This is a genomic window from Undibacterium sp. Di27W (assembly GCF_049340345.1).
Taxonomy (GTDB): Bacteria; Pseudomonadota; Gammaproteobacteria; order Burkholderiales; family Burkholderiaceae_D; genus Undibacterium.
Window position 1 is genome coordinate 15,002 of record NZ_JBMPOS010000027.1, and the last position, 13,757, is coordinate 28,758.

11 protein-coding genes and 2 pseudogenes are annotated in these 13,757 nt (G+C 49.2%); 9 read left to right on the top strand and 4 right to left on the bottom strand.

From position 1 onward, the window contains the following. Positions 1 to 150: 150 nt before the first annotated feature. Positions 151 to 1,380 carry a DJ-1/PfpI family protein gene (locus tag ACO0LF_RS29840; RefSeq protein WP_423020794.1) on the bottom strand — a complete coding sequence of 410 codons (1,230 nt, stop codon included), beginning with the start codon at positions 1,378 to 1,380 and terminating at the stop codon, positions 151 to 153. A gap of 137 nt (positions 1,381 to 1,517) precedes the next feature. On the opposite strand from ACO0LF_RS29840, the gene ACO0LF_RS29845 reads away from it, so the two are divergent. After that, the gene (locus ACO0LF_RS29845) at positions 1,518 to 2,600 is read left to right on the top strand and encodes a sensor histidine kinase (protein WP_423020796.1); all 1,083 of its coding nucleotides are present in this window, start codon (positions 1,518 to 1,520) and stop codon (positions 2,598 to 2,600) included. Next, positions 2,600 to 3,313 (top strand): LytR/AlgR family response regulator transcription factor, encoded by a 714-nt coding sequence (locus tag ACO0LF_RS29850; protein WP_423020798.1) that lies wholly within the window; start codon positions 2,600 to 2,602, stop codon positions 3,311 to 3,313. Before ACO0LF_RS29845 ends, ACO0LF_RS29850 begins: the two co-directional genes overlap by 1 nt. 834 nt (positions 3,314 to 4,147) lie before the next feature. Here ACO0LF_RS29850 and ACO0LF_RS29855 read toward each other — a convergent pair. Further along, positions 4,148 to 4,996 (bottom strand): alpha/beta fold hydrolase, encoded by an 849-nt coding sequence (locus ACO0LF_RS29855; RefSeq protein ID WP_423020800.1) that lies wholly within the window; start codon positions 4,994 to 4,996, stop codon positions 4,148 to 4,150. Positions 4,997 to 5,557: 561 nt separating this feature from the next. Then, on the bottom strand, positions 5,558 to 5,863 hold the full coding sequence (locus ACO0LF_RS29860) for a hypothetical protein (protein ID WP_423020802.1): 306 nt from the start codon (positions 5,861 to 5,863) through the stop codon (positions 5,558 to 5,560). Positions 5,864 to 6,074: 211 nt separating this feature from the next. Between ACO0LF_RS29860 and ACO0LF_RS29865 the strand changes: the two are divergent. The 6 genes and pseudogenes from ACO0LF_RS29865 to ACO0LF_RS29890 form a co-directional block, all read left to right on the top strand. Beyond that, positions 6,075 to 6,247: pseudogene (locus ACO0LF_RS29865) on the top strand (transposase); the annotation flags it as partial. A 168-nt stretch (positions 6,248 to 6,415) separates the two neighbouring features. Then, positions 6,416 to 6,847: pseudogene (locus tag ACO0LF_RS29870) on the top strand (ISAs1 family transposase); the annotation flags it as partial. A gap of 234 nt (positions 6,848 to 7,081) precedes the next feature. Further along, positions 7,082 to 7,366: a hypothetical protein gene (locus tag ACO0LF_RS29875; RefSeq protein ID WP_423020804.1), complete on the top strand. Its 285-nt coding sequence runs from the start codon at positions 7,082 to 7,084 to the stop codon at positions 7,364 to 7,366. Positions 7,367 to 7,565: 199 nt separating this feature from the next. Then, positions 7,566 to 7,976, top strand: coding sequence for a helix-turn-helix domain-containing protein (locus ACO0LF_RS29880; RefSeq protein ID WP_423020806.1), 411 nt, complete (start codon positions 7,566 to 7,568; stop codon positions 7,974 to 7,976). Positions 7,977 to 8,030: 54 nt separating this feature from the next. Beyond that, positions 8,031 to 8,834: an alpha/beta fold hydrolase gene (locus tag ACO0LF_RS29885; protein WP_423020808.1), complete on the top strand. Its 804-nt coding sequence runs from the start codon at positions 8,031 to 8,033 to the stop codon at positions 8,832 to 8,834. Positions 8,835 to 8,836: 2 nt separating this feature from the next. Then, complete coding sequence (locus ACO0LF_RS29890) at positions 8,837 to 10,411, top strand: ATP-binding protein (RefSeq protein ID WP_423020810.1); 1,575 nt, start codon at positions 8,837 to 8,839, stop codon at positions 10,409 to 10,411. Positions 10,412 to 10,702: 291 nt separating this feature from the next. Here ACO0LF_RS29890 and ACO0LF_RS29895 read toward each other — a convergent pair whose 3' ends face one another. Then, positions 10,703 to 11,497, bottom strand: coding sequence for an EAL domain-containing protein (locus ACO0LF_RS29895; protein ID WP_423020812.1), 795 nt, complete (start codon positions 11,495 to 11,497; stop codon positions 10,703 to 10,705). A 1,740-nt stretch (positions 11,498 to 13,237) separates the two neighbouring features. Between ACO0LF_RS29895 and ACO0LF_RS29900 the strand changes: the two genes are divergently transcribed. Next, positions 13,238 to 13,757 (top strand): DUF2252 family protein (locus ACO0LF_RS29900; protein WP_423020814.1); only part of this gene is annotated, 520 nt, incomplete at its 3' end.

Sequence of the window (13,757 nt, forward strand, 5' to 3'; positions counted from 1 at the left end):
CCTGCGCGGAGTTACGCATTGCAATGATCAGTACCGCTTAGGAAAAGGTCTGTCAGGTCAGCGACAACGTCGCTGTGCGCACCAAAGCAGTAACCGGGACGTGCTCCAGGCCCTGGATGTCCAATCGTCCATCCGGGATCCACCTCTAGTTCACCTAGCCGCAATGGTCTTTGCCCGCCCGACCTCTTGGATGGTGATGGAGAGCCTATAGATTGTCGGTTCTTCTGCGTTCTTGACTGCAATCGCAACTTGCCACGTCTTCCCGTTGCCAGTTTTGATGAAGCCGCGCCCACGCTTGCCGGAAACAGGCAAATCGAGCCAGCCGGCTGCACGCATCTTGACCGCACTATTTTCAAGGAAGGCGATAGTACCGGCTGCCAGCTCGATGCGACCGCCCACTTCCCACTTGCTGACATCGCCATGGTCGAGCAAGCGTTCCCACATAGCGCCCTTGGGCACGAATTCGGTAACGTCTGGCATTTGGTAGCCAGCCAACTGACCGAAGGCTAGCTTACCCTCTGCGCGCCACTCATATTCCATGCCGCGGGCGATGTCCTCCGCGCGCAGGCGTCCCAGTTCGCGATCGACCATGTGCAGGGCGCCATCAATGCCGGAGGACAGGCCGCCGGTGGTGACGATATTGCCGTTGTCGACATAGCGACGATCTTTGACCACCTTCGCCTTTGGAAACATTTCAGCCAATTGCGCCGTCGCGCCAACGATTGTGGTCGCCGCTCGCCCATCAAGCAAACCAGCCTTGCCCATGATGAAAGCACCCGTACATACTGACATGACGGCACGGCTATCGCTGACGCGAGCACGCACCCAGTCAAGCGCCTTTGGATTGCGGATTACACTCGTCACATCTCCGCCAGGGATCACGACAATGTCGGCCAATGGCGCATGCTCAAGGTCAAAATCGGGTGTCATCTTCAAACCCCACGCCGAATGCACGCTGTCGGTACTGCTGGCAACGGTAAAGATCGTGGCACCGGATTGACCGAACACTTCCATAGGGCCAGAATAATCAATGTCTTGCACACCGTCAAAAATCAACACTGCAACGCGCAGGCGCTTGGATTTGTCGATCAATTCCATGCCGTCAGTTGGGCAAATGCCAGGTTTGTCAAACTCAGCCACGGGCTGACCGGCCATGTGGCCGTGGCTGGCCATCTGACAGACGTAAATAGGTTTTTGCTTGGTGGCAATCTCGGTGGCACTGACATGTGTCGCCACAGTGCCCATCAGCACCAGCACGCTCAGTGATCGGGCTGCAATTGACATTACGTTGGCCGCACGATTCTGTATGTACGAACTGGCACGGACTTGCCCCGCGTTGTCAAAGCCACTAGCGTTAACGGCCAATGGACGATTGTTCATGGTTTTCCTTAAGTAATGGTGGAAAGGCATTCAGTTTCCCACCGACCGGGCGCTTGGGCGAGGCGCTTGCCTGCAACTGGATGTGGATTGGCTGCAAAGCCATCCCTTCCATCATTGCTTTCCTTTATGATAGGGTTATGAAGAGTGCAAACCACGTTCCGAAATTATGGTTCCAAGTTGCTACAGCCTGGCTGACCATTGCCCTGTTTGACGCGACTCAAACCTTGGTCACAATGCGCGCGATGGGTATGCACCACGCGTGGGTGACGCTGTTTGTCGTAACGACAGTAACTTGGGCAGTGTGGCCCATGGTCACGCCAGCGGTATTCGCCCTGTTGCAACGCTTCCGCCTGCCATCCAAATCGGTGATGCATTGGATTATTCATGGCGTGGCCTGCATCACAATCAGTCTCGCTTGGTCAACTTGGGCGGCGCTACTGGAGCACTTTACGAATCCCCTGGCGAACCCCAATGGACCGGATGAATTCGCCGATATTTGGTACCCCAAGTTCTGTGGCATGTTGATCGTTGGGTTCATACTGTATGGTGCAGTCGTGGCGCTGAACGTTGCGCTCGATACCCACAACCGCCTGGTGCGGCAGCAAGCAGCAAGCGCACGCATATCGGGGCTATTGGCGCAGGCACAACTCGCCATGCTCAGACTGCAGCTCGAACCGCATTTCGTCTTTAATTCCCTCAACGCCGTTACCGGATTGATACGCGAAGAACGGGGCAATGATGCGATTGCGGTGATAGCGGCCCTCGGCGACCTGTTGCGGCGCGTTACAGACCACTCCGACCGCCAATATGTCGTCTTGGAAGAAGAGATCGCCTTTCTGCGAAAATACTTGGAAATACAGCAGATGCGCTTTGCTGAAAGACTACGCTACCATATCGAGATCCCCGACGTGCTCTTGGGAGCGCAAGTACCGGACTTCATTTTGCAGCCCTTGGTTGAAAACGCCATCAAACATGGCATAGGCAAGCGCGCCAAGGGCGGTGCACTGCGCATCGAGGCTATGCGGGCCGGGGCACTGTTAACGCTGACTGTTTATAACGACGGTCCGCTGCTGCCCGCGCACATAGACGAAGGTGTGGGACTTGCAAATGCACGCCAACGTCTGGCCGCATTGTATGGAACCGAGCAAACGTTTGAGCTCAGGAACTGGAACGACACTGGTGTGCTGGCCACCATTACTCTGCCATATCGAGAGCATTGATGGATAACAGCACCGTTCCCTTGCGCGTACTGATTGTCGACGACGAGCCGCTCGCGCGCAGCAATATCGCAGTACTATTGGCGCGCGACGCCGGTATACAACTGGTGGGTCAATGCGGTTCGGCCGAAGACGCTTTGGAGGCGATCGCGGCAGTCAAACCGGATTTGGTTTTCCTCGACGTGGAAATGCCCGAATGTGATGGCTTTGAGATGCTTGATCGGCTTGGCCTGTCTCCTCCGTTTGCCATTATCTTCGTGACCGCCCATCACCAATTCGCCTTGCGTGCTTTTGAGGTGGGGGCGGTCGATTATTTGATGAAGCCGTTCGACGACCAGCGCTTCCAGCGCATGCTGGAACGCGTAAAGGAACGCATACGGATACCCGGCGAAACCCGGCGGTTCATCGTCAAGAACGGTAATATCCTCCATGTGGTCAAGTACGCTGAAATCGACTGGATTGAAGCAAGTGATTACTATTCGACGCTGCATTCAGGCGAGAGAACGCATATGCTTCGCCGTAGCCTAGTCGACCTGGAGAGTCTACTGACGCCGTATGGTTTTTGCCGAATTCACCGTTCGGCCATTGTCAATCTCGACCGTATCCGCGCTTTGGAAATTTGCAAGGAAGGCGAGTACGAGATCGTCCTCGAAGGCTCGCAGCGATTGCGCATGAGTAGGCGCTACCGTAAGCCGATTCTAGATCGACTTGGCTAGATTTCTCTAATCCATGAACTAGGCCGTGCTCGCTGGATTTGTTAGACTTGTGTATCCGATTCCTAAGCGGAGCTGTTCATTGCAATCGACAACACCGTTCAGGTCCGTTTATATTCATTTTTGGCAATGAAGAGATGCTCGGTAAGTGTACCGCGCGACCACCTAGACAATCAGTGACTTACAGATGTGGATCTTAGCGGCAAGAGTTCATCAATACGATTATTGCGCCAGGTAGCCCGTTTTCCCAAAGTATCTTTAAGCCAGGCAAGTGGCGTGCGAGCGGCAAGAAGTGCAGACCGACGATGAGAACAATCGCAGACAAGTCCACATCGCGTAACCGAGTTGGGAGAGGACGAGGGCGACGACAACAATGATGCCCCATTGCCCAGCATTGACCAGATTGAACATGCGGGGCAGGATACAAGGGTCGATATTTGACGTATTTTGAAGGCGTAAACAAAGTGATTCCTGACCTTGTCTTGCGCCTATGTTTTTGATGCTGGCAAGTTGGCGCCAACTGAATATTGATCCCATGGGGAACATCATCAATGGCGGCCAAGTTTTATCGCCCCTAGCTTTGCTGTGGGAAATCATTCAAATGCGCTTCTAGCGGCGACCAGTTGATCAGCGCATACATATTATCGAGTTCGGTGAGCGCTCTATACTCTACGATTAAGACATCGCCTAGACTACGTTGCTTGATATTTTTCCACGCCATGATTGCTATTCTTTAAATTTTTCCTGTGGCTATTGTCTCATTTGGGGTAACACCCTGCTTGGCAGTTTATCGTGCAAAGGTCTTACTTATCTAATGGGTAACTACCAGATTTAGGTTTATTGAAATTGATTCAGCCAGTCCAGCGTGTCTGACCAGAGCAGAGGCTTATTTTTTTGTTTGAAGAAGCCGAAATGGCCAATTTTTTTCAATCCAAATTTTTCTGGTTCAATTCGCCGAATTTCCCGTTCGGCATTAGAGTAAAAATCATGCAGCGCTTTGACTGCCTTCAATGGCGCAAATTGAAGGTCGTCGTCGATTGCAAGAAAAAGCATCTTCTTTGTGTATTGGGCAAAGTATGATCGAAGTGGCTCGCCATTTTTATCGCAAATATAATGCGGATTCCTACACCAGCGTGCCCATTCTTTCGCGATTGGTCCAGGAATAATTTCCCCAAAAAAGTGTTTGGGAATATGACCAAATGCCCTATTTAACAGGGGAATCAAGAGATACCAAGTTAGTAGAAGTTTAAACCTTTTCTTCACGCCCCAATTTTTCCAATAGCCATTCTGAGCCGCTATGCAATAGACGCTGTGGAGTGCGCTGTTGCTTGGCGCTAGACCAACCAATTGCCCTCCAACGCTGTGACCCACGCAATGCCATTCGATGTTCGTGAATGAAGATGTCGCCCATTGAATTACGGCTTCAAAATCCAGTTCCCCCCACGCACGCATGCTAAATTTGGAAATGTCTGCGGTGACGTTGAGTGAATCCCCAATGCCACGATAGTCATAGCTTATAGCTAGGTAACCGTGCTTCGATAAATGTTCGGCGAACGCTGCGTAGAATCCTCTGCCTACGGCTGTCGCGGAATTGATGATAACTCCCGCACGAGGTGTGCCCTCTGGGATGAAGAGACTAGCAGCGACCGATAATCCATCCGTTGTAGAAATGTGTATTGTTTTCATAAAAAAAACCTAGTTGAGAAGAATCGGTATTTTGTTGAATTTATTTGCGCAAATAGGTGTTCTGCGCCCGAACCGGCGGAATTTGTCCAGCTGGGGACACCTTTTCTGGTGTTGAAAAAACAGAAATGCATCAGATTAAAGGCTTTTTAGTTGTTGTTTGACACCACAAGCGACATTGAAGGCTTTGCCCTGACACTTTTGCATGTTCCGATAAATTTCGCCGGTTTGAGCGCAGAACGCCATCTCGTAAAAATCGATTGATGGCATCATGTTTCAACTCTTATCCGTGACCGGAAAAATTGGTGATTATGTGGTTGATCGACGTTACCAATAAATACGAGCAATTATCTAAGCGAGTTCGTCGTCTTGGCATATTCAGAACTGTACACATCCGCTCTTTCTTTTAAGCTTGCGTCCTTACATCTTGTTATACTTATATTATCTTTGGATAAGCTTAATAGTTACCTATGGCTTCCCGAACGGGCTGCCATTGCGCAAGGCACCATGCGTATTCGGGTATAAAGAACAGCCACAGGATATGTGCCCCGGCTGTGATAGAGTTCAAGCCATCGAGCGTGAAAACAGCAGTCGAGCCGCACCGTCATAGCGGCCGTATTTTTGCTGTGGATCGCTGATTCGCAGCGCCGACCAAATCAGTGCCACGCTGCCGAGCAGGCAGGGGAACAGCACGTGGAACGGTTCAAATGCCGGCAATGCAGTGCCGCCGAGCAATTGATTAATTGATAATAATTGTCCACGTGCAAATGCGAAACTCCAAAGCGTGGCAAACGGTGCGGTCAATACAAGGTCATATACTGCGCTGGCGAAGACAATCTTTCTGAAAGTATGTGTTAAAACGAAGGCCATGATGGTTCCCTTTGGTTAATATCAGGATTCATTCTAAAGTCTTGAGTAAACTCCAGTGTCAAATAGTTTTTTTGCGTGGACTTCTGTCGATCAGTTATCTCACTGGCGCCATTGGGCGCATGCCTGACCAACAACTGAAGGTGCTTTTTTTCTAATTATAGGTCGCTTTGTACGCGTTCAGTCAGTGAGGTCATATTTTGACAACCATCAGTACCGAAACCGTAACTTAGTTGAACGATTCTTTGCCCGTATCAAGCAATTTCGAAGAGTCGCTACGTTTTACGATAAACTTGCTCGCGATTTGCTTCATTCGTAGCGCTGACAGCTTCGGTACTTTGGTTGAGGTTAAATCTCAACACGCCTAGTTACTGCCATTGTCAGTGATCACGGCATCACCTTGGGGCAACTCAAGACCAAAGAAAAATCCTGCGAAATCACCGCGATTCCAGAGCTGCTTGTCATGCTCGACTTGAACGGCAGCATCATGACGATCAATTCGATGGGCTGCCAAACGGAGATTGCGAAGGTGATGACTGAGCGGGCTCGGACTATGTTCTAGCCTTGAAAGGCAACCATGGCAGGTTGCACGAGCAAGTGGGAGAGTTCTTTGAAATCGTCGGGCAATATCATTGCCGATCGTTAGACGCTCAGCCCGACGACACCTGCGAAAAAGACCACGGGCGCATTGAGTCGCGCCGGGTCATCGTATTCTCGTTAGGGCATCTGGATCAGGTCAATGCCTGGGCCGGTCTAAAGATGGAATCGATCCGTGAAATCGGTGAGAAACGCACCAGTGAGCGACGGTTCTATATCACTTCCCTCGAACCAGACCCAAAGCAGATCGGCAATGCTATCCGAGCCCATTGGGGCATCGAAAATAAACCGTATTGGCACCTTGATGATGTCACCTTCAAAGAAGACACCTGCCGAACACGCGCCGGCCACGCCGCCGAAACTTCGACATCGTCAGAAAAATCACCATGAACCTGTTGCAGCAAAAAACATCAATGAAGCGCAGCATTCCGAAGAAGCGGCTGTACGCTGCTCTTCATAATAAATATCTCGCAGATGTTCTTGGCATATGCCCGTTGGCTATTTGATGCGTTTGCCCTGGAGCTGCGCGCTCTCACCTCGATAGAATACGGTTTGTATGCAAGTGCGGGCTACCTCGCTGAGAATAGTGCCTAACAATGGGAGTTTCTCAGGTATGAAAAAGGCATGAGCGAGGTTCCACAACAATTATGGCTCGACAAGATCCTGGGTGGGCGTCGCTATTGTTTACGCTCCAACGATATGATGACATTGTTGCAATCTTCCGCAGCAAGTACCGTCGTCGCAGTTTTGCCTCAATATTTCAGCCTTCAATGCAGCTTGGTATGTGTCGAATCGGAAAATTGTCCGGTCATGCGCAAGCTTTGGCTGGTCAAGCATGAAGATGTGAGGCGTTCTAAGAGGGTCCGAGCCATCGCAGATGAACTAATTGCACTGTTTGATCCAGAATAGCAGACGATAAACCGATTTGCACCGTTCGTGTTTCTGGTAGCTCGGACCTATTCGTCTGCTGACCACGCAAGGCGAGCGACGCGGCCACACTGTGACGGTGTGGTGGTAGGGGGTTGCTGGATAAATTGTATCTAAAACTGACCCACGTTTAGCACACAATCCTACTTATCTTGATGAGTAGGGAGCAGGAGTGATTGACGTGGCATTACTAGGTATTATTCGACGCTGGCACATTCGTGACCAGTTTCCATTAAGCGAGATCGCCAGACGACTGGGCATCTCTCGCAACACTGTCCGGCGCTATCTGTGTTCTAAAGTCATAGAGCCAGCCTATGCGGATCGACAAACAACAAGCGCCATCGATAAATATGCATTACAGCTGTCAAGCTGGCTTAAAACCGAAGCTGGCAAGAATCGTAAGCAGCGACGAAGCTTAAAACAACTTCATCTGGATCTGAAAGAACTGGGATTTGAAGGGTCGTATGACCGGGTGGCCGCCTTCGCCAGAAAGTGGAAGGTGGATCAAACTGACAGGGTCAATTCAGCTGGCAAACGAACAACATATATAACTGGTGAATCTGTTATACGCCGGTACTGCTCTATAGCGTAAAATTGTCAGCTACCTAAAAAATTTGCCGCTCTACACCTATTCCTGTTGAAACTTATGAGAACTACACATCGAAATAACGTCAACGTCACCGGCACGGGTCCAATCACGATGGTGTTGGCACATGGCTTCGGCTGCGATCAGAACATGTGGCGTTTTTTGACACCGCATTACACTGAGCGCTACCGGGTGGTGACTTTCGACCTAGTCGGAAGCGGCAATTCAGACCTAAACGCTTATGATCGCGACAAGTACAGCTCCCTGCACGGCTACGCTGACGATGTACTTGAAATCATGGCAGAGTATGCGATGGGGCCGGTGGTTTTTGTAGGTCATTCAGTCAGTGCCATGATCGGCTTGCTTGCAGCCAACCGCTACCCGGAGCGCTTCGCCGCACATGTGATGGTTGGTCCATCACCGTCTTATATCAATGATGGCGATTATGTAGGGGGCTTTTCTCGCGAGGATATCGAGGAACTGCTTGAAACGTTGGAAAACAATTACTTAGGCTGGTCGAGCAATATGGCGCCCGTCATCATGGGAGCACCGGACCGTCCGGAACTCGGACAGGAACTCACCAACAGTTTTTGCCGCACTGATCCCGAAATCGCCAAGCACTTCGCCCGTACGACTTTTTTGTCGGACCATCGTGCCGATCTGGTGCACTGTAAGACCCCCAGCCTGATTCTGCAGTGTAGCGAAGACATGATTGCTCCAATATCGGTCGGAGAATATATGTTGCGACAGATGCCCAACAGCAAACTGCATGTAATCGATAACGTGGGCCATTGCCCTCACATGAGTGCTCCGACAGCGAGCTCAGCAGCCATTGATGAATTTTTGTTCAGTGTGTTGAGGTAAGTATGAGCGCTGCAGTCGAGTCGAATGGATCGCTTCCGAACGACGGGAACCTTTTCGAGAGTGCCCCCTGCGGCTTAGTTTTGTGCCACATAAATGGCACGATCCTGCGTGCGAATGCCACCTTTTGCCGCTGTCTCGGCTATACACAAGCCGAGTTGACTGGTGGTAAACGTGTCCAGGACTTGCTTACTATTGGCGGTCGGCTCTTCTATCAAACTCATTGCAATCCGCTGCTCACTATCCAGGGATCGGTAGCTGAAGTCCAGATGGAAATGGTCTCACTCAAGGGCGAACGGGTCCCAGTGCTCGTTAATATCATACGCCGCCAAGAAGGTATGACTCAATACGACGAATATGCCGTAATGGCAATGCATGATCGTCGCTCCTACGAGCGTGAGCTGCTGCGCGAGCGCAAGAATGCGGAACAATCGTTGGAAGCATTACGCGATGCTGAAGGGCAACTACGGATTGCAAACGAGCAGTTGTCCCAAGCGCATGAGCGCAAGGACGAATTTCTGGCCACACTTGCTCATGAACTGCGAAATCCGTTAGCGCCGATGCGTAACGTCTTGGAAGTTGTTCGCTTGCGTCCAGAAACTGATTGCATTTGGGCGTTCAATATGTTGGAACGCCAAACCAAGCAGCTGACTCATCTGGTGGATGACTTAATGGATGTTTCGCGCATCAACCAAGGCCGACTACAACTAAGGCTGGCGCACTGCGATCTGATCGCGATCACTCGTGCTGCTGTCGACGATATAAGACCTCTAGCCAGTGCTGCCAATCACACGCTGGAAGTTGACCTTCCAGCGCCACCGCTGATGATCAACGCGGACGAGACACGGTTAACACAGATCGTTGTCAATTTACTTACTAATGCGATCAAATACACGCCGGAGGGTGGCCGAATTACGCTATCGATTCAACACGACGACGATATGGTCCGCATCGCCATTAGGGACAATGGAATAGGCATTCCTGTCGAAGCTCTACAATCGGTCTTCGACATGTTTTCCCAACTCGCCCCCGCACTGGAACGTTCCCAAGGCGGACTGGGAATCGGTTTGGCACTTGTGCATGGTTTGGTAGAGTTGCATAGCGGCCGCATCAGTGCACATAGCGATGGACCTGGCTGTGGCAGTACATTTACGGTCACCCTGCCGTTGCTGGTGCCGACGGAACCGTCGTTAGTCGCAACAATAGATACGGCACAGGTGGGCGAACACAGCATCTTAGTGGTGGACGATAACGCAGATGCGGCCGACACCTTAGCAATGGCGCTGGAACTGCTCGGTAACCACGTATACACCGCGTATAGTGCAGTTGCAGCCCTGCAGTCAGCTACTGAGCAGCATCCCGACGTGATGCTGCTTGACATTGGTTTGCCCGACATGGATGGCTATGAACTGGCGCGACGCGTTCGGGCCCAGCCTTGGGGCAAAAAAATCATCATGATTGCCGTCACCGGCTGGGGTCAGGACTCTGATCGTGCCCGTGCCCACGATGCTGGCTTTGATCATCACATGGTCAAACCGATTCAGTTTGAGCGTCTACGCGAACTGCTTAGTCAAAGGTAAATATTGGTTGGAATCGTAGGCTTTACACTGCGCTGTTTTTCATAATTATTTAGACCTTTCGAAAACTTTTTGTAGGGCATCAGCCAGGAACGAAAATTAAGGCAGAAAATTGGATCATCTTTAAGTGCAGGAAAGGATATTACTGCGAAGATTCAACAGATTTAGCTGATTTGACTCACAAGAAATGCTATTGCAAAATTGTACAAAGCCAAAGGCCAGCTTACGGTGGCTTTGAGGATTTTTTACCAAGATAGCATGATCGGCTTATAAATTTTTGGAAGCTTAAAGAACCTAAGCCCATGCATTATCATGAATAGTACCAAGTCCTTGGAAAACAGGTTTACAGAACCAATATCCTTGCAATAGATCAATGCCAGCGGAAATCAGAAAATCTCGCTCTGCTCGCGTCTCAATCCCCTCAGCCAAAACCCGTATTCCCAGGTCTTTGCATATCTTGACAATGCCAGCAACAATGACTTGACGAGGCATATGTTGATCTATGCCTCGAACCAAATCCATGTCAATTTTTACAATGTCAGGTTGGTATTCAGCCAACAAATTTAATCCTGCGTAGCCTGCACCGAAATCATCAATCGCCGTCTTGAATCCAAACCTGCGGTACTCGTGGAAAATGTTGACCAAATGTGGACGATCCTGAACTCTTTCCCCTTCGGTTACTTCAAAAATGATGCGTTCAATTGGAAAATTGTGTTGTTGTGCGGCGATCAAAGTAGTTCTTATGCAAACTTCAGGTCTATAAACGGCGTTTGGTAAAAAATTAATAGAAAGGAACTCCTTCATCCCAAGGCGGGCTGCGCCTGCAACCGCCTTTATTCGACACGCCTGATCAAACTGGTAGCGGTTACTGTCATTGATCTCAGCTAACACGCTCGCAGCTGACTGCCCCTCAGGACCTCGAACCAATGCTTCATGCGCGAACACGCTCCTGGACGAAACTTCTACTATAGGTTGATATGCGTATTCAAACTGCAATTCAAACAATTCACCGTTGCGGCATCCAATACATGCAACAGGTATAGCTGCAATTTGCATTTCTGAGGGGAGCGTTGGGTATATAGATATCATAAGATTGGCGAAGTATCGACAATAAAGGGCATGCGTTGACCGTGCGCACTACTTATTACTACTGTTTGATAATATATCAATCAATTATTTATTGTGCAATAAATTCGGTCACTGAAAATCCACTCTTCCTGGATTTTAGAAATGTGAGCCGACTATGTTCAATCTAGCAGATTCGCTTTGGACATAACACCTCTGACATTACCCAAGAACTGCGTGGCGTTCGTTAGACTTTTGTAGTATTTATGTCTATTAAAAGATTTTACTAACCGCCCAGTTAAACGTACCCATGCGCGGACTGATGCATAGCGTTTAACAAATGCCGGTAGATCGAGTGTCAATGCAAAGGATTTAAGCGGATCTTCAGTCTCATCTGGCGTGTTTGTGGATTTGTAAAGTGCTCTGTCGATGATACAAAAAAGCGCGTATCGCTTGTTTATCACCTTTCTTCGAGGGCATATTCTAGACGGTTGTAATTTGAATGTGGAGAATCGCTAAATTCAGCATCAGCCTGTTTATAAGTTGAGGCACCCTTTAGCTTTGGAGAAATTATAATTTTCGCGAAAGGATTTGATTGGTGATAATTATGCTGCTTTCAAAAAAAACATAATAAAAATCTATATAGTCGACGGGCATTTGACGCCAGAATGCCCGTCAATGAATTTCAACAATTAACGGTTATTAGCACTGGAACTTGCCCCTGATTTAGAGCCAGAACCAGATTTAGAACCGCCGCGATCAGCGCTGCCCGCAGTTTTGCCGTTGCCCGAATTCTTGTCATTATTTTTTTGGCTTTGCTGACCTGCTTTCACGTGTTGTTCGTGAGTACCGCCTTGAATATCTGTAGAGACTGTGAATTTAGAAGAAGATGATTTCTGCTAGATGAATTTGTAGGCATGATATTACTTCAAAAAAATCCGCTGAATGTCGCGGCCACATTTCACTGATTTGGCTTAATCAGTGGCGACATCATAGACATTACTCACAACGATGGTGGTCAGTACAATATAACGAAAAACGTAGGATAGCAGGCTGTCTCTTGCTGAGCTGACGCCGACACTCCCGTAGACACTTCATATTTATTTATGCCTTTCCCCATCATGTCCGACCTCTGAGTCTTGGTCCATCTATTCAATTTTTAAGTCACTCGTAAATTATTAACGCATGGTAGACATTTTTTTCCTTATGTGCGAAAACCAACGGAGCTATCTTATTTTTTTCGTTACTGTCTTTGTCGGTGCGCTGGCATGTGGTTGCGTGCCTACCGATTATTCTCTTATCTGACCCTAGTTGACTTTAAGGCAAGCACAATGACAAAGAAAATATCTCCAGCTTCGACTGTCGGTACCGGTTCCATTTTGAGCAGCGTCTCCAGTCCTTCTACTAATAAGTTGCCGACTTCGCTTGGTGAAGTAGACGCGACGCCCCTTCTCTCATAGAGAAAGTTGGTAATGGATTTGAAGTTGCTGCAGCGATGCCAGAAAATCCTAACAAAGCAAAGGAATATGGTGATTTAAGCCGCAACCCTGTTTCAGGCGCGACTGTCGAACCTGATTCTCCTACTGCCACAGCAAGTACTGTAATGAAATAGTATCTACGCCCCCTATGACCTATTTAGCTTCCGCCATGGATGGCCGCTTTTCTGACTGACACGCAGAATAAGTACGCTTGCCCATAGTCCACTATCTTTTAACTTATCGTGCCAAGCATAACGTTTGTAATGTTATATCCTTTCAAAAATATATGAGAAAACAAGTTCCCTTACCAACCGTATCAGATCGTGCCGCATTATTGACTGAACGAAGAAATATCAAAATGGCAAAGTCAGCTCATGCTTATGTTCGTGGCAGCACTTCAAAATTCTATGAGTGGTTAGATACAGCTAGCAAAGCCAAGCTCCCAGAGGGCCCAGCGATTTGGATTTGCGGGGACTGCCATATTGGTAACTTAGGTCCGGTGTCTGATATTGATGGAAAAGTGAGTTTCCAGATTCGGGACTTCGATCAAACAGTGATTGGTAATCCTGCACATGATTTAATTAGGCTCGCATTGTCTCTGGCGTTCGCGGCTCGCGGATCTAATTTGCCAGGAATTATGACCGTGCATATGATGCAAGCGTTGCTGGAAGGCTATGCGGCGGAGTTTGTACCAGGAGACGAAACAGAAGTAGAAGTACCCTTGATCGTGAGAAAGGCAATGAAGCGAGCTCGTTGTAGAACATGGAAGCACCTCGCTCGCGAAAGAATTGCCGACATTAGTCCTC